This window comes from Pseudomonas sp. 8Z (assembly GCF_902506535.1).
Classification (GTDB): domain Bacteria; phylum Pseudomonadota; class Gammaproteobacteria; order Pseudomonadales; family Pseudomonadaceae; genus Aquipseudomonas.
Genome location: NZ_LR733827.1, coordinates 1106413 through 1122488, shown reverse-complemented (window position 1 = coordinate 1122488; position 16076 = coordinate 1106413). Strand labels below are relative to the sequence as shown.

Sequence of the window (16076 nt, the reverse complement as noted above, 5' to 3'; positions counted from 1 at the left end):
CTCCAGGGCCGGGTTGCGGATGGAGGGCGGCGATAAGGCGACTGACGGTTTAGTGGCGTTTTGGTTCGCCTGAATATTGACGATTGCTGGGCCAACTTGGCGAGGTCACGAGGGCAGGCGACGGATTCGGCGCACTGCCGTCTCCGTCGTGGATGAGCCTCAACTGGCCAGGTAGTTCTCGGTGGAGATGACCGTGGCATAAGCGAACGCCAGGGCGGCCATGTTGGCGGCATGTACCTGTGCGGCGGCTATCTTGACGTCTTCGAAGGACTGGTCGTGAGTGGCGCAGGCGTCGTGAATCACCGTGGTGGCATAGCCTAAATCCGCACTGGCGCGGGCGGCGGCAGCAATGCACATATGGCTCATGGCGCCGACTAGGATAACCTGTTCAATGCCGTTGGCATCGAGTCGGGCTTTGAGGTCGGTTCCCAGGAAGGCATTGACCTTGTGCTTGAGCAGCACTGCCTCATCTGTTTGCGGCTGCACGCTGGTGTGCAACTGCGCGCCGGGCGAGCCGGGGGCAAAGAAAGGGGCGTCGTTGCTCTCGAACTCATGACGTACATGAATCACCGTATCGCCTGCGGCCCTTGCTGCTGCCAGCATCCGCGAGGCATTGCTAGCCGCAGCGCTCATACCCGTCAGGGGCCATTTGCCGCCGTCGAAGTAGTCGTTCTGGATATCGATGAGGATTAGGGCGCGCTTGCTCATGGGGCTCTCCGTGGGATGATGTGTGGCGCCCACCTTATCGCCCTGGTGCGTGCACGAGGATGGGCTGGGCCGACAATCTGCGGGGAAAAACTGACAATGAACGAGCGTTGCCTGGAGATCGGGCTGTTGCTGTATCCCGGAGCGCAACGGGCGGCTGTCTATGGCCTGGGAGATCTATTCGCTGTGGCCAATCGCATGGCTGCCGAGCAGGGGCGGCTGGGAGTGCCGAGCTTGCGCATCAGTCACTGGCAGGCGGATGAGGCCGGTGAATTGCAGCGTGTGTTCGACAGCCAGCCGCAGGCAGACGGTGCGCCGCAGGTGGTGATCGTGCCGCCCTGCTTGGGCGATGACAGCGAACAATCGCTCGCGGCTTGCTACCTTGACTGGTTACGCCAGCAGCATGGCACTGGGGTGACTCTGGCTTCGGTTTGTGCTGGCGCTTTCGCGCTGGCCGAGGCGGGTTTGCTCGACGGGCGTACGGTGACGACTCACTGGGCACTGGCAGCGCAATTGGCGGCGCGTTTCCCGAGGGTCGAGGTTTTGCCTGAACGCATGGTCATCGATGACGGCGATCTGATCACCGCCGGTGGCTTGATGGCCTGGACCGATTTGGGCCTGGCCTTGGTGACGCGTTTGCTGGGGCCGACCATCGCGGCGGAAACGGCACGTTATCTGGTGGTGGATCTGAACCGCGAATCGCAGCGGCATTTCAGCAGCTTCGTACCCAGCTTCGACCATGGCGATGCCGCGGTATTGGCCGTGCAGCACTGGCTGCAGGGTGAGGCGGGTGCTGACCTGAGCTTGGCGAGCATGGCGGCTCGTGCCAGCCTGGGTGAGCGTACTTTTCTGCGCCGTTTTCGCGCGGCCACCGGATTGAAACCCACCGAATATTGCCAGCAGTTGCGCGTGAGTAAGGCTCGCGAACTGCTCGAATTCACCCGCCAGAGCATTGATCAGGTGGCCTGGCAGGTGGGTTATCGCGACAGTGGTGCCTTTCGCAAGGTGTTCGCCCGCCTGGTTGGCGTCTCACCGGGCGATTACCGTCGGCGTTTCGGTACGGCTGCGCGTTGAGTGAAAACGCAGAAGCCCGGCGCTTGGCCGGGCTTCTGCTTGCAGCTTGAGGCTTATCGCTTGCGCCTGCCTTACTTCACTTCCACCGCCAGGCTTTCGGCGATCTTCTTGCTCCAGATCGCAGGGCCGGTGTTGTGCACCGATTCGCCCTTGGTGTCGACGGCGACAGTCACCGGCATGTCCTTGACCTCGAATTCGTAGATCGCTTCCATGCCCAGCTCGGGGAAGGCGATGGTCTTCGAGGCCTTGATTGCCTGAGCCACCAGGTAGGCGGCGCCGCCGACGGCCATCAGGTACACGGCCTTGTTGTCCTTGATCGCGTCGATGGCGATGGGGCCGCGCTCGGACTTGCCGATCATGCCCAAAAGGCCTGTGCTTTCCAGGATCTGGCGGGTGAACTTGTCCATGCGCGTGGCAGTAGTCGGGCCGGCTGGGCCGACCACTTCATCACCGACCGGATCGACCGGGCCGACGTAGTAGATGAAGCGGCCTTTGAGATCCACCGGCAGCTCTTCGCCCTTGTTGAGCATGTCGACCATGCGCTTGTGCGCAGCATCGCGGCCGGTGAGCATCTTGCCGTTGAGCAGGACGGTTTCGCCCGGTTTCCAGCTCTGCACTTCTTCCGGGGTAATGGTGTCGAGGTTGACGCGGCGCGCACTCGGGCCGGCTTCCCAGACGATTTCCGGGTAGGCGTCCAGATCCGGTGCTTCCAGCGAGGCTGGGCCGGAGCCGTCGAGCACGAAGTGGGCGTGACGGGTGGCGGCGCAGTTGGGGATCATGCACACCGGCAAGGACGCGGCGTGGGTCGGGTAATCCATGATCTTGACGTCGAGCACGGTGGTCAGACCGCCCAGACCCTGGGCGCCGATGCCCAGTTGGTTGACCTTGTCGAACAGCTCCAGACGCAGTTCTTCGATACGGTTCTGCGGGCCGCGGGCTTTCAGCTCGTGGATGTCGATGTGCTCCATCAGCACTTCCTTGGCCATCACCGCAGCCTTCTCGGCGGTGCCGCCGATGCCGATGCCGAGCATGCCCGGCGGGCACCAGCCGGCACCCATGGTCGGCACGGTCTTGAGGACCCAGTCGACGATGGAGTCGGACGGGTTGAGCATGGCCATCTTCGATTTGTTCTCGGAGCCGCCGCCCTTGGCCGCGACGTCCACTTCCACTTTGTCACCGGGGACGATGGAGTAGTGGATGACTGCCGGGGTGTTGTCCTTGGTGTTCTTGCGGGCACCGGCCGGGTCGGCCAGGATCGAGGCGCGCAGGACGTTTTCCGGCAGGTTGTAGGCGCGACGTACGCCTTCGTTGATCATGTCGTCGACGCTCATGGTGGCGCCATCCCAGCGCACGTCCATGCCGACCTTGACGAACACGGTGACGATGCCGGTGTCCTGGCAGATCGGACGGTGGCCGGTGGCACACATGCGCGAGTTGATCAGGATTTGCGCCATGGAATCCTTGGCGGCCGGCGACTCTTCCTTCAGGTAGGCCTCGTGCATGGCCTGGATGAAGTCGACGGGGTGGTAATAGGAGATGAACTGCAGGGCGTCGGCGACGCTCTGGATCAGGTCGTCCTGCTTGATCACGGTCATGGGGCGCTCCTCTATCAGGGAACATCTATAAGGAAGCGCCGAATCATGACTCGGCGCAACGGCGAAAAGTTGTCGGCAGCGATCGTTGGCATCGCCTCGCAACGGCCTGGAGGGTGGCCGCTAGTGATAGCGAGCCACGAAAAAGGCGCGGCAGTATAACGCGCCGGTGATGGTGGGCACAGCCATCAGCCGCGATGAGGCTTTCCTTCGGCGAGGCCCAACTAGGAATTTTCTGGGTACGTCTGTAGAGTACGGCACCATGCCAATAGGGGATGGAGCTGATGAGCTCGATCAGCCGCCGCGCCTCGCAACGTAGCTTGCAGACGTTATTGCTCAAACGCTTCGCCATGGCAGGGATGTCCTACGCGATGATGGCGCTCGTCTGCTGGTTTGCTGTTTTCAATGGCCTGTTTATTGGTTCAGTTGGCACAGCGGTTTGGCTCTCGCTCGGTGTGTTTGGCTGCCAACTGGTGTTTCTCTGGCTGTTTCTCTCCGGCCGTAATCTACGTTTCCATGACCCCAGCCTGACCGAAGCCCAGGTGCTGGTTGCGTTGGCTTGGCAGCCTCCGGTGCTGGCCATGTTCGACAGCGCGCGCGGCCTGATGATGGTCTTTTACGTGCTGATCTTGCTGTTTGGTTTGTTTCAACTGCGGCCACGGGTATTCACACGTTGTGCGGCCTTCGCCTTTTTCGGTTTCGTTGCGCTGTTGCTGTTCGAAGCCTATCGCATGCCGTTGGTCGACCCTAGCATGGCCTGGATGCAGGTCTGGGTGCTGTTCATTCTGCTGGTTTGGCTGTGTCTGTTTTCCGGTTATGTGCAGGCGCTGCGCAAGCGTATGCGCCAGCGGCGTTTTGCCTTGCAGGCGCATCAGGACACGCTGCGCGGCATGATGCGCCAACTGGAGAATCTGGCAGCTACCGATGAGTTGACGGGGTTGTTCAACCGTCGCCATTTCCTGCGTCTGGCCGGGCGCGAGCTACAGGCGATGGCGCCTGGGCAGCAGCATGGTCTGGCCTTGATCGACCTCGATCATTTCAAGCGTATCAATGATCGCTATGGTCACTCGGTGGGTGACCGAGTGTTGCAGACCTTCGCCTCCGTGGTGCGCTCCTGCTTGCGTGATGGCGACATCATCGCCCGTTACGGCGGTGAGGAGTTCGTGCTGCTGCTGCCCAATACCGATGCTGACCAGTTCTCCAGTTGCTGCGAGCGCCTGCGTGAGGCCTTTAGCAACGCCGAGCCGGTAGGGGTAAAGATTGATTCGCTCAGTTTGTCTGTGGGCATGACGTTGCTCAATGTGGGCGATGAGCTTGATGAGGCGCTGCAGCGCGCCGATCAGGCGCTCTATCAGGCCAAGCGCAGTGGTCGTAATCGCTGTGAGGCCACTTGGAATAAGGCCAATGCCTGAACTGCGCGTAGGTGAGCGGCGGTTTCATGTCGCCGTTGACAGCAATCTGTTGGATGCGCTGCTCGGGCAGGGTGTGAGCGTGCCTTATAGCTGCCGTTCCGGCAGTTGCCATGCCTGCCTGGTGCGCTGCCTGCACGGCGAACCACAGGATAGCCAGCCCGAGGCGTTGACACAGGAGCGCCGCGCCGATGGCTGGCGTCTGGCCTGTCAGTGCCAGATCGTTGGTGACCTGGAGGTGGAACCATTCGACCCGCAGCGCGATGGCATGCCTGCCGAGGTGCTGGGCGTCGACTGGCTCAGCCCGCGCGTGTTGCGCTTGCGTCTGCTGCCTAGCCGCGCTTTGCGTTATCGCCCAGGTCAGCATCTGGTGTTGTGGTGGGGGGATGTGGCGCGTCCTTATTCGCTGGCCAGCGTGCCGACGGAGGATGCCTGGCTGGAGTTCCATATCGACTGCGGCCACGCTGGTGCTTTTGCCGATGCGGCGCGCAGCCTGGTGGTCGGCGATACGTTGCGGTTGGGGGAGTTACGCGGTGGGGCTTTGCATTACGACCCTGATTGGCAGGCCCGGCCGCTCTGGTTGCTGGCTGCGGGTACGGGGCTGGCGCCGCTTTTTGGTGTACTGCGCGAAGCCCTGCGCCAGGAGCATTCGGCTGCAATTCGCCTGCTGCATGTTGCGCCTGAACCGGCTGAGCACTATCTGCGCGAGCCCTTGCAGGCGCTGGCTGCAGCGCATGCGAACGTGCAGATCGATCTGCTGACGGTGGATCAGTTGGCGACGGCCTTGAGTGAGCTGCGGATTGTTTCCCGGCAAACCCTCGCTCTACTGTGCGGCCATCGCAGTACGCTCGAACACTTCGCGCGGCGCTTGTACATGGCCGGTTTGCCGCGCAGCCAGATGTTCGCCGATGCCTTTGTGAGCCGCGATGAACCCGCGTGAATGTTCGGTCGCGCCGCTGTCGTGGCGCTTGGTCGATTGCATGAGGTGCGTCTGATGGACGGCATGGCTCTGTTTTTGGGCCTGTTGTTGGGCAGTATCGGTCTGGGTTTTGTCATCTATGGTCGGCGCCAGAGCAAGGTTGTGCCCTTTCTCTGTGGCCTGGGCTTGATGGGCTTTCCCTATCTGGTGGACAGCACCTTGTGGCTGGTGCTGATCGGCACCGTGCTGCTCTGCATTCCCTATTTCGTCCGCACCTGACGTAGAAACGAAGAGGCCGCTCGATGAGCGGCCTCTTGCATTGCTGGGGTGGTTACACCATCGGATCGCCGACGTGAAGGATCTTCATGGTGTTGGTGCCGCCGGTGCCGTGGTAGCTGTCGCCCTTGGTCAGGATGACCCAGTCGCCGGGCTCGACCACGCCGCGTTTGAGCAGCTCGTCCACTGCCGCCTGGCTGACCTTGTTGGCGGGCAGCGAGGCCGGGTCGAATGGCACGGTGTAGACGCCACGGAACAGCGCTACGCGGGCCTGGGCTTCACGATGCGGGGTGAAGGCGAAAATCGGGATCGACGAGCGGATGCGCGACATGATCAGCGGGCTGTAGCCACTCTCGGTCAGGCTGATGATGGCCTTGACCCCAGGGAAGTGGTTGGCGGTGTACATGGTCGCCAGGGCGATGCTTTCATCACAGCGCTCGAAGGTGCGGCCCAGGCGGTGGCTGGACTGCTTGCTGGTCGGGTGCTTCTCGGCGCCCAGGCACACGCGAGCCATGGCCTGCACGGCTTCGACCGGGTATTCGCCGGCGGCGCTTTCGGCCGACAGCATCACCGCATCGGTGTAGTCCAGCGCGGCGTTGGCTACGTCGGAGACTTCGGCGCGGGTCGGCATCGGGCTGTGGATCATCGACTCCATCATCTGCGTGGCGGTGATGACCGCTTTGTTCAGGCGACGGGCGTGGGCGATGATTTTCTTCTGGATACCGACCAGCTCGGCGTCGCCGATTTCCACAGCCAGGTCGCCACGGGCCACCATCACCGCGTCACTGGCGCGGATCAGGCCATCGAGGGCTTCGTCATCGGCCACGGCTTCGGCACGTTCGATCTTGGCCACCAGCCAGGCGTTGCCACCGGCTTCGGTGAGCAGGCTGCGGGCGTAGTCCATGTCGGCGGCATCACGCGGGAAGGATACGGCCAGGTAGTCCAGATCCATCTCGGCGGCGACCTTGATGTCGGCCTTGTCTTTCTCGGTCAGGGCGGGAGCGGTGAGGCCACCACCACGGCGGTTGATGCCTTTGTTGTCCGACAGTGGGCCGCCAATCACGACTCGGCAGTGCAGTTCGTCGGCGCCTTTGAGTTCAACGCGCATGACTACGCGGCCATCGTCGAGCAGCAGTTCGTCGCCGACATCGCAGTCTTGAATCAGCGCTGGGTAGTCGATGCCGACCACTTCCTGGGTGCCAGCGGTGCGCGAGTGGCTGGAGGACAGGCGGAACAGGTCGCCGTCCTTGAGCTCGATACGCTTGTTCTCGAATTTGGCGATACGGATTTTCGGCCCTTGCAGGTCGCCGAGCAGGGCTACGTGACGGCCATGCTTGGCGGCCAGTTCACGAACGAGTGCGGCGCGCGCCTTGTGATCGTCGGGCGTACCGTGGGAGAAGTTCAGACGGGCCACGTCCAGGCCGGCGATGATCAGTTGCTCCAGTACTTCTGGCGAGTTGCTGGCTGGGCCCAGGGTGGCGACGATTTTGGTGCGGCGAAAGGTCATGCACGAACTCCCTAGTGGACTATGCGCAGCAGGCTACTACGGCCTTGCGCTGTAGTCATTGTTCCTGTGCACTACCCTTTGTCGTCTGGTTTGAGCGGGGCAGGCACGGCGTCATATGCGCTGGCGTCGCTTGAACAGCATCTGTGCAGCATGTTGATTCAGTTTTTTCACCGCCTGTCGATACACTGCTCAGCGGAGGACTTGCCCATGCGAACCCTGATCATCCTGGCCCTGGCACTGACTGCTGTGGGCTGCACCCGTTGGTCGCTCGACCATCACCTGAATAATGCCTATCGCGCTTATGAAGAAGGCGATTGCGCTACCGTTGCTCTGGAGCTTTCCCAGGCCGAGCGCAAGAGCCGTTCGCGCAGCTACATACAGCCGGAGATTTCTCTGCTGCGTGGCCAGTGCCTGGAGCGCGAGAGTCTGTTCGTCGATGCTGCGCAGACCTACCAATTCATCATTGGCCGCTATCCGGCGAGCGAATATGCCTATCGTGCGCGGGCACGCCTGCAGACCCTGGAACAACTGGGCCATTACACGCCAGCACCTGCCCCTAAGGTCAGCCCGGCTGCGTTGTAAGGGCGCTGCGCTCGTCTTTGCGTGAGGTGCGCCGGGGTATAAGCTGGCCACCTTCATTCAAGGAGGATGAGCATGCGTCGAGTGCTTCTGATCGTGTCGTTGCTGCCAGCGTTGGCAAACGCGGAAATCTACCGTTGGACCGATGCTCAGGGGCAGGTGCATTTTGGCCAGCGCCCGGCCAGTGGTGCCGAGCGGGTCGAGGTCAAACCGCAGGTGGTCGAGCGCGATGCTCAGACCCGTGAGCGTGAAGCGCGTAGTGAGCGGCTTTACCAGGCGCGCCAGAGCGAGCGCGAGCAGGCCGCGGCAGTGGCTGCTCAGCAGCGCCAGCAGCGTGAGGGTGAATGTCGCGATTTGCGTCAGCGTCTGGCGCAGATGCCAGAGGGTTATCGCTATTACCGTGAGGGTGCCAACGGCGAGCGAATCTACTACAGTGATCAAGAGCTCGACACCACTCGTCGCCAACTGCGCGAGCGGATTGCCGAGCGGTGTGCCTGAGGCTGGTGTGGTGGTAGTGGCAGGCGCATAATTTAATGCCTTGTAGCGAACTGCCACTATGCTCAGTCAGCGTCGAATCGAGCGGCATCAGTTGCCCTATTACCTGAATGTGTTCAACCGCATTACCGACAAACCGATGGGGTTTATCGGTAACGTGTCGGTGGATGGGTTAATGCTGATCAGTCAGTTACCGATGCTGGTGGGTGGCCAGTTCGACATGCGCCTGAAAATTCCGGGCTTGAGCAGTTCGCGCTTCATCGACTTTTCCGCTAGCTGTCAGTGGTGCCGTGAAGACGTCACGCCGAGCAGCTACGACTCGGGGTTTGCCCTGATCGCGCCGCCTACCGACTATATCGATATGATCGATGCGCTGCGTTACTACTTTAGTTTCCACACTCAGTCGGCTTCTGCCTGATCTCAGTGCAGCGCGGTGACTGCTTCCAGGTTGCGCAGACGCTGGCTCAGATGGAGGCGTTGGCCGACCTCCTCGCATAAAAGCAGCGCGTGCTGCAGGTCATAGCGTTCGCCTTGCGGGCATTCCAAGCGTTTGTAGATATCGGCGCGAGCGAGGTGGTCGGCCAGTTCCGGCGGGCCGAGTTGCAGCACTCGCTCGGCATCTTTGAGGGCGGCCAGGTTGTCGTCGCGCTGTAGGTGCAGGTGGCGCAGGTTTCGCGACAGGCGTTGCAGCATGCCGGCAGTATCGGCGTTCTGCAGGTGCGTGGCGCTCAGCTCGACGCCTGGCCCCAGGTGCTGCAGCAGCAGTTCGCGGCAGTCGCGGGTATACAGGCGGCGACCGCCGCAGGGATCAAGCAGATGATCGGCACCAGGCACACGCAGAAGAAAGTGGCCAGGGAAGTTCACGCCTTGCAGGGGGATATCCAGCCGTCTGGCCAGCTCCAGCGCGATGAGTGCCAGGCTCAGTGGCTGGCCGCGCCGCCAGCGCAGCACTTCGTGTAATAGGGCATGGCGAGGGCGTGTCGGGCCTTCGTCATCGTCGTGATAATCCAGTTCACTGAGGCGTCGCAGCAGAGGCTGCGCCAACTCGCGGCGGGGCAGATCCGGCAGCCCGGCATCGACCTGTAGCTGGAGACCGTGCAGGTCGGCGATGGCTTGAGCCGGTTGTAGTTGCGGATCGTGTTCGGCGGCAATCCATAAGGCTGCTTCGAACAGAGCAGGTGGTTCGCGTTCCAGGCATAGCAGACAGGCTTGACGTGGGCTCATCACACAACCTCCGCTTGGTTTGTGGTTTTTAGCCTGTTGTCGTGCGTGCGTCTAGTTCCTATTGGCGTGCTATGGCAGTGGGGTTGTTGCAGGGCATAAAAACAAGGCCCCGCAGGTGCGGGGCCAGGGGGCGTCACTCGGCGCTGTCGGCCAGTTCGTCGAGGGCGTCAGGCTGGTTCTTGAAGGCTTTGGCAAATACGTCGCGGTTCTTCGCCATGTAGATACCCAGTTCCTCGCCTTGTTGCTCGCTCAACGAGGGAACGGCCTTGTGCAGTGCCTCCGTCAGCCGCTCAGCCAGTTCGAGCATCTTGTCGTAGCGATCGGCTTCGGCCTTATCCATAAACAAACGCTCCGGATCGCGACTGCTGCGGTACACCACTTCGACGGCCATTCATCACCTCATCTGCCTTCATGCGTGTTAGTTGGTTTGCTGTTTATTTATACAGTATTCGAAGCATAAAGAACTCGCTGCCGTTTTGCCAGCAGCGAGTGAGATTGGCGTTCAGCGGTCGCTGCGCACTGGGCTGAATTCCACCGGAACCCAGGCATAGCCCTGCGCTTCTTTGCGTACGTGACCGATGCCAGGGAAGGGCAGGTGTGCGCCGGCCACCCAGAGTTTGTCTTCAGCGGCTTCGGCGAGCAGGCGTTGGCGTGATTCGCGGGCTTTGTCGCTGTCGACGTCGAACTCGATCACCACCTCGGGCTTGGCGAACTGCACGGCGTGGTTGTGCACGATGTCGCCCCACACCAGTAGGCGCTGCTCACCGGACTTGAACAGGTAGGAGGTGTGTCCTGGGGTATGGCCGATGCTGGAGACCAGATCGATACCGGGCAGCAATTGGCCTTCGCTCTGGTATTGCTTGAGTTTGCCCGCCTTGGTGTAGGGCGCTACGGCTGTCTGGGCCAGTTTGAACATGCCTTGCATGCCTTCGGGGGCTTTGGCCATGGCCGCTTCGCTCAGCCAGAAGTCGGCTTCAGCCTTGGGCACCTCGACGGTGGCGTTCGGGTAGGCCGGGCTGCCATCGGTATTGAGCAGGCCGCAGGCGTGATCTGGGTGCAGGTGGGTGAGCAAGACTGTGTCGACCTGATCCGGCGTGTAGCCGGCAGCTTTGAGATTGTTTTGCACTACGCCGAGAGTGGGGCCGAAACATTGTGCGGCGCCAGTATCTACCAGCACGAGGTTTTCCCCGGTGTTGATCAGGTAGGCGTTAACGGCGGTCTGCACGCCTGGCGTGGATTGGACGAACATGCGTGCCAGCAAGTCCTGCAGATCATTGTCGCCAATGCCTTTCAGCAGGTTGGTAGGCAGGTCGACGTAGCCATCGTAGAGCGCGGTGACCTCGAATTCTCCGAGCATCATTCGGTAGTAGCCGGGCACCTGGGCTTTTTGTTGCGCAGGTGCCTGGGCGTGTACGGGCAGGCTGAACCAGGCGAGCAGGGCAGCCGCACCGATCGATAGAAGTCGCATGTTTCATTCCTTTGCTGGGTTAAAGGGAGTGTGCGCCGTGATGGCACATTTTTCGAGTTGGGATGTCCATTGCATCGTAGCGCTTTTGTATACGTCCTTTTGCTCTAATTCGATTGCCAACAGTACTTGCATTTCAGGCGCTCGGTAGTGTCTGGATGGAGTGTTTTGGTGTGTGCGCCATGGAATTTGCAGGTGTTGTAAGGGGTGCTGATGTCTAACTCGGTCGGTCGTATCGAGCGCAAGCTGGTGGCGCTGGTGGCGCTGTTTTATCTCAGCTTGATGCTGTTGGTCGGTGCTATTTGGGGGAGCCAGGCCAGTCTTGCGAGCGGTCAGGTCGTACAAGAGCTGTACCGCTCTCTCGACCGCCTTTCGTTGCTGCTGTCGACCTTGCAGGATGCGGAGTTGGGTCAGCGAGGTTATCTGCTGACCGGCGATGAGCAATATCTTGAACCCTACAATCGAGCGATTGGCCAAGTGGATGGACAGTTGGTGCAACTGCTTGATAGCCCTGAACTTGAGCCTTATGCCGGGACGCTGGCGATGATCACCCATATGAGTCGACTCAAGCGCGACGAGATGGCGCAGAGCATTGCCATGCGGCGTGACGGGGCCAATGCGGCTGATGGCCGTCAATGGCTTATCGGCCATAGTGGCAAGTTATACATGGATGAGATGCGCTCACGGATTGCCCTTATTCGTGAGGGCGTGAGTGCCGCTTTGCAGGAACAGAAGCGTGACTTGGAGCGGCGTTCGGCTTTTGCCTTGTGGGGCGGCGGCGGTGGTAGCGTGGTGATGCTGAGCCTGCTGACGCTGTTGTTCTTCGATTTTCGCCGTGGCCTGCGTGAACGTAGTGGGCTGCTCAAACGCCTGGCCTTCGAGTCGCAGCACGACAGCCTGACGCAGTTACCCAATCGCCGTGCATTCAATGATGCGCTTGATCAGGCGCTGGCTCTGGCACGTCGTGGCGAGCGCCAGGTCGCGCTGCTTTACCTTGATCTCGATGGATTCAAGCTCGTCAATGATCAGCTAGGGCATGCCGTCGGCGATGCGCTGCTCAAGGCAGTGGTGGTGCGCTGGCAGACGGTGGTGCGCGAGGGCGAGTTGTTGGCGCGCTTGGGTGGTGATGAGTTCGCCGTGATTGCTGCGGGCGATGCCGAGGCGGTCGAGCGCCTGGCGCAGCGTCTGATCGATGCGCTGGATGATGCCCTGTTGCCGATGCATCCGCAGGCGCGGGTCGGTGTGAGCATTGGTCTGGCGCTGTATGACGAGCATGGCGATGATCAACGTCGCCTGGTGGCGGCTGCCGACACCGCCATGTACCGGGCCAAGGAGTCCGGCAAGCATTGCTACGCCTGGCCTGAAACACGTCAGCAGGCGTTAGCTGCCGTGTGAGGCAGTGCGTATCCGCTCCGAGCATTTCCTATCTATCCCGATAGCGCTCTTAAAATGGGCGCTTACGGTCATGGCTGCGTTAACGCTTAGGCCTAGACGCTTACCGATACGTTGCAATTGGTCTTTTTCCTGCATCATCGTTTGGGTGAGCACTCATTTCGGGTGTTGGGGCGTTGATGCCGGGTTTGGGGAGAAGTGGCAATGAATTGGGCGGAACGTCTGCGCGAAGGGCTACATGGCCTGGCTGAGTCGCTGGGCAATTTGTTGATGGAGGCGTTTCACTACCTGGCGTTGTTCGCCATTGGCGCGATCACTGCCTGGGCGGGTGTCATGGCTTTTCTGGGGATGCTGGAGAAGGGGCACATCACGGTCGATGACATCTTGTTGCTGTTCATCTACCTGGAGTTGGCGGCGATGGTGGGGATTTATTTCAAGACCAACCATATGCCGATTCGCTTCATGATCTATGTGGCGATCACCGCGCTGACTCGTTTGTTGATCTCTGATATCTCCGCTACGCACAAACCGAGTTGGGGTGTGGTGATGGTCTCCGGCGCGATCTTGCTACTGGCGTTGGCGATTTTGGTGGTGCGTTATGCTTCATCGCGCTTTCCGGCTGCTGAGGCGCCCAGCCCGCGACGTATGCCGCGCAATCGAGCGGATGCCGAGGCTGAGCGTGATGATGCGGCTGAGTAAGGCGCCTGACAGTCGCGGCGCTCACTGCAGCGGGGCGAACAGGGCGGCCAGATCCTGTTCGTCTAGTTGCCATTGGCCCTGACTGCCACCTTCAAGTACACCGCGCGCCAGGTTGGCCTTGCTCTGCTGGAGCTGCTGGATTTTCTCTTCGACACTGCCGCGGGCGATCAGTTTGTAGACGAACACGGGTTTATCCTGGCCGATGCGGTAGGCGCGGTCGCTGGCCTGGGCCTCGGCTGCCGGGTTCCACCAGGGATCGAAGTGGATCACGGTGTCGGCGGCGGTCAGGTTGAGGCCGCTGCCGCCGGCCTTGAGGCTGATCAGAAACACCGGAAACTCTCCCGCCTGAAAGCGCTGTACCGGCGTGCGCCGATCCTGGGTGCTGCCGGTCAGCTTGCCGTGGGCAATACCGCGCGCCAGTAGCTCGGCTTCGATCAGCGCCAGCATCGAGGTGAACTGGGAGAACAGCAGTACGCGGCGGCCTTCGGCCACCAGCTCTTCGAGCATTTCCAGCAAGGCACTGAGTTTGCCGGAGTCGCTGGCCTGTAGCGCTTCGCTGGGTTCGCCCAGCAGGCGCAGGTCGCAGCAGCTCTGGCGCAGGCGCAGCAGTGCTTCGAGGATGATGATGTGGCTACGCGCCAGGCCCTGGCGGGCGATTTCATCGCGCACCTTCTGATCCATGGCCAGGCGCAGAGTCTCGTAGCGGTCGCGTTGCAGTTGGGTCATCTCGACCCACTGGATGATCTCGGTTTTCGGCGGCAATTCGCTGGCGACTTGTTCCTTGGTACGCCGTAGTAGAAATGGGCGTATGCGTCCGGTCAGGTGCTCAAGGCGTTGGGCATTGCCGTGTTTCTCGATGGGCGTGCGGTAGTCGCGGGTGAAGCGCTTGGCATCACCCAGCCAGCCCGGCATGAGGAAGTGGAACAGTGACCACAATTCGCCCAGGTGATTTTCCAGTGGGGTGCCGGTCAGGCACAGGCGCAGTTCGGCCTGCACCTGTCCGGCGGCGGTCGCCGCTTTACTGCGCGGGTTTTTGATGTTCTGCGCCTCATCGAGAATCAATAGGCGGTAGTGATGTTGATTGAGTGCCTTGAGATCACGCGGGAGCAGGGCATAGGTGGTGAGGATCAGGTCGTGCTCGGCGATGTGCTCGAACAGCGCTTTGCGTTTGTTGCCGTGTAGCGCCAGTACGCGCAGTTGTGGGGTGAAGCGGGCGGCCTCGTCCTGCCAGTTGGGGATCAGGCTGGTGGGCATGACGATCAGCGCTGGCTTGTTCAGGCGTCCGGCCTGCTTTTCGCTGAGTAGGTGGGCCAGGGTTTGCAGCGTTTTGCCCAGGCCCATGTCGTCGGCCAATACACCGCCGACTTGCAGTTCGCCTAGGGTTTGCATCCAGTTCAGCCCCTGTAGCTGATAGGGCCGAAGCTCGGCCTGCAGGCCGCAGGGGGCGATGACTTCACGCTGGGAAAGATGCTGCAGGCGTTGGGCGAAACCGCGCAGGTTGTCGCCGCCTTGCCAGGTTAGCAGGGCGGCTTGGCTGAGCTCGCCCAGGCGCGCAGCATCGGCGCGGCCTAGGCGCAGTGGCAGGTGATCATCGTCGGGGTCGCGGAAATACAGTTCGCCCAGCGTGGCCAATAGCGGCTTGAGACGGGCGAAGGGCAGGGCGACACGCTTGCCGCTCTGTGGCAAGTTGACCAGCAGGCGGTCGTCATCGCCGCGCTGGGCCAGGGCTTCGGGAGCCAGTAGCCAGGGGGTGCGGCGGATGGCCTGGAGCAGGATGGGCAGCAGGCTGAGGCGCTGGCCTTCCACCTCGATGCCCAGTTCCAGGTCGAACCAATTCTGCTGCGGGTCTTCCTCGACTTCGGCGTACCAGTCGTCGATGGCGGCCAGGTTGTACTGGAAGTCGGGGCGCATATGGATGTGCCAGCCTTCGGCGCGCAACTTGGGCAGTTGTTGCTGCACCAGATCGAGCCAGTCCTGCTCGCGTTCCAGCTCGAAGGGCTCGCCAGCCTCGGCCGGTAGAGCGTCGCTTTGCCGCAGAGCGACTTGTAAGCCGAGGCTGTCCAGGCGCTTGCGCAGGGCGTTTTCGGCGCTGGCATCACGGATCACGCGCAGGTTGGTGGCGGCATCCAGGCGCTTGAGCAGATCCTTGGCCGGTTTGCCGAAGGTCAGGTGTCCGGCGTAATCGAAGGCCAGTGCGGCGCGGTGCTGGGTCTGCTCCTGCATGCGTCCCTTGCGGGCGTCGAAATGCACGCGCACGTGGCTGCCCAGGGTCAGCACGGCCTGCGGGGTGATGCCTTCCAGGCGCTGCTCGGTCACGTCTTTGCTCGGCACAATCAGTTCTGACAGGTCATGGCCTGCTTGTTGGCGGCTTTGCAGCGTCAGGAGCGCGGCGACTACATGCTTGCAGTTGAAGCCCACTGGGCAGGTGCAGTGGCCGGTCACGCTCCATTTGCGCCCGTAAGGGTGCAGGGTGATGCGCTGCTGGTAGTTGTGCCCGGCGGAGCCACGGCAGTGGGCGAGCAGGCTGTTGTCGCGCAGGCTGAGCAGCTTGCTGCGTTGCTCTTGAGCGTAGGCGATGCCGCGGCGCAGGTCGCCAGGGCCAAATTCGGAGCGCCAGTCGTCCTGGTGCAGGTGATGGATGTCCAGGGGCATCAGTGCTGGCCCTGAGTCAGATTGACGGAACGCATGAAACGGCCATTGATCGATGCAAAGCCGCAGATTTTCGCATAGCTGCTTGGCG

Annotated in this window: 16 protein-coding genes; 9 read left to right on the top strand and 7 right to left on the bottom strand. The window is 61.6% G+C overall.

What is annotated here, in order from left to right:
* Positions 1–159 precede the first annotated feature (159 nt).
* Positions 160–708 carry a cysteine hydrolase family protein gene (locus AERO9A_RS18095; RefSeq protein ID WP_159973303.1) on the bottom strand — a complete coding sequence of 183 codons (549 nt, stop codon included), beginning with the start codon at positions 706–708 and terminating at the stop codon, positions 160–162.
* A 96-nt stretch (positions 709–804) separates the two neighbouring features.
* Between AERO9A_RS18095 and AERO9A_RS18090 the strand changes: the two genes are divergently transcribed.
* Positions 805–1779, top strand: coding sequence for a GlxA family transcriptional regulator (locus AERO9A_RS18090; protein WP_159973302.1), 975 nt, complete (start codon positions 805–807; stop codon positions 1777–1779).
* A 71-nt stretch (positions 1780–1850) separates the two neighbouring features.
* Here AERO9A_RS18090 and AERO9A_RS18085 read toward each other — a convergent pair whose 3' ends face one another.
* A complete protein-coding gene (locus tag AERO9A_RS18085; RefSeq protein ID WP_159973301.1) occupies positions 1851–3374 on the bottom strand; it encodes a fumarate hydratase in 1524 nt (507 codons plus the stop codon).
* 281 nt (positions 3375–3655) lie between these two features.
* On the opposite strand from AERO9A_RS18085, the gene AERO9A_RS18080 reads away from it, so the two are divergent.
* From AERO9A_RS18080 to AERO9A_RS18070, 3 genes are read left to right on the top strand one after another with little or no spacing between them, the layout of a single operon-like run.
* Positions 3656–4783, top strand: coding sequence for a diguanylate cyclase (locus AERO9A_RS18080; protein WP_159973300.1), 1128 nt, complete (start codon positions 3656–3658; stop codon positions 4781–4783).
* Positions 4776–5720 (top strand): iron-sulfur-binding ferredoxin reductase, encoded by a 945-nt coding sequence (locus AERO9A_RS18075; RefSeq protein WP_159973299.1) that lies wholly within the window; start codon positions 4776–4778, stop codon positions 5718–5720. Before AERO9A_RS18080 ends, AERO9A_RS18075 begins: the two co-directional genes overlap by 8 nt.
* Positions 5721–5978 (top strand): hypothetical protein, encoded by a 258-nt coding sequence (locus AERO9A_RS18070; RefSeq protein ID WP_256665999.1) that lies wholly within the window; start codon positions 5721–5723, stop codon positions 5976–5978.
* A gap of 52 nt (positions 5979–6030) precedes the next feature.
* Here the strand turns inward: AERO9A_RS18070 and pyk are convergent, their stop codons facing one another.
* Positions 6031–7482, bottom strand: a complete 1452-nt coding sequence (gene pyk / locus AERO9A_RS18065; protein ID WP_159973298.1) for a pyruvate kinase — start codon at positions 7480–7482, stop codon at positions 6031–6033.
* Positions 7483–7689: 207 nt separating this feature from the next.
* Between pyk and AERO9A_RS18060 the strand changes: the two genes are divergently transcribed.
* The 3 genes from AERO9A_RS18060 to AERO9A_RS18050 all read left to right on the top strand — a co-directional run bounded on the left by AERO9A_RS18060 (position 7690) and on the right by AERO9A_RS18050 (position 8974).
* A complete protein-coding gene (locus AERO9A_RS18060; protein WP_159973297.1) occupies positions 7690–8064 on the top strand; it encodes a tol-pal system YbgF family protein in 375 nt (124 codons plus the stop codon).
* A 72-nt stretch (positions 8065–8136) separates the two neighbouring features.
* Positions 8137–8559: a DUF4124 domain-containing protein gene (locus AERO9A_RS18055; RefSeq protein WP_159973296.1), complete on the top strand. Its 423-nt coding sequence runs from the start codon at positions 8137–8139 to the stop codon at positions 8557–8559.
* Positions 8560–8617: 58 nt separating this feature from the next.
* On the top strand, positions 8618–8974 hold the full coding sequence (locus tag AERO9A_RS18050; protein WP_159973295.1) for a PilZ domain-containing protein: 357 nt from the start codon (positions 8618–8620) through the stop codon (positions 8972–8974).
* Positions 8975–8976: 2 nt separating this feature from the next.
* Here the strand turns inward: AERO9A_RS18050 and AERO9A_RS18045 are convergent, their stop codons facing one another.
* From AERO9A_RS18045 to AERO9A_RS18035, 3 genes are all read right to left on the bottom strand, one after another.
* Complete coding sequence (locus tag AERO9A_RS18045; RefSeq protein WP_159973294.1) at positions 8977–9780, bottom strand: SirB1 family protein; 804 nt, start codon at positions 9778–9780, stop codon at positions 8977–8979.
* 133 nt (positions 9781–9913) lie between these two features.
* Positions 9914–10171: a YebG family protein gene (locus AERO9A_RS18040; RefSeq protein WP_159973293.1), complete on the bottom strand. Its 258-nt coding sequence runs from the start codon at positions 10169–10171 to the stop codon at positions 9914–9916.
* A gap of 111 nt (positions 10172–10282) precedes the next feature.
* Positions 10283–11248, bottom strand: coding sequence for an MBL fold metallo-hydrolase (locus tag AERO9A_RS18035; protein WP_159973292.1), 966 nt, complete (start codon positions 11246–11248; stop codon positions 10283–10285).
* 210 nt (positions 11249–11458) lie between these two features.
* Between AERO9A_RS18035 and AERO9A_RS18030 the strand changes: the two genes are divergently transcribed.
* Positions 11459–12640: a diguanylate cyclase domain-containing protein gene (locus AERO9A_RS18030; RefSeq protein ID WP_159973291.1), complete on the top strand. Its 1182-nt coding sequence runs from the start codon at positions 11459–11461 to the stop codon at positions 12638–12640.
* A gap of 201 nt (positions 12641–12841) precedes the next feature.
* A complete protein-coding gene (locus AERO9A_RS18025; protein WP_159973290.1) occupies positions 12842–13336 on the top strand; it encodes a phosphate-starvation-inducible protein PsiE in 495 nt (164 codons plus the stop codon).
* 21 nt (positions 13337–13357) lie between these two features.
* Here AERO9A_RS18025 and AERO9A_RS18020 read toward each other — a convergent pair whose 3' ends face one another.
* Positions 13358–15988, bottom strand: coding sequence for a DEAD/DEAH box helicase (locus tag AERO9A_RS18020; RefSeq protein ID WP_159973289.1), 2631 nt, complete (start codon positions 15986–15988; stop codon positions 13358–13360).
* Positions 15989–16076 lie beyond the last annotated feature (88 nt).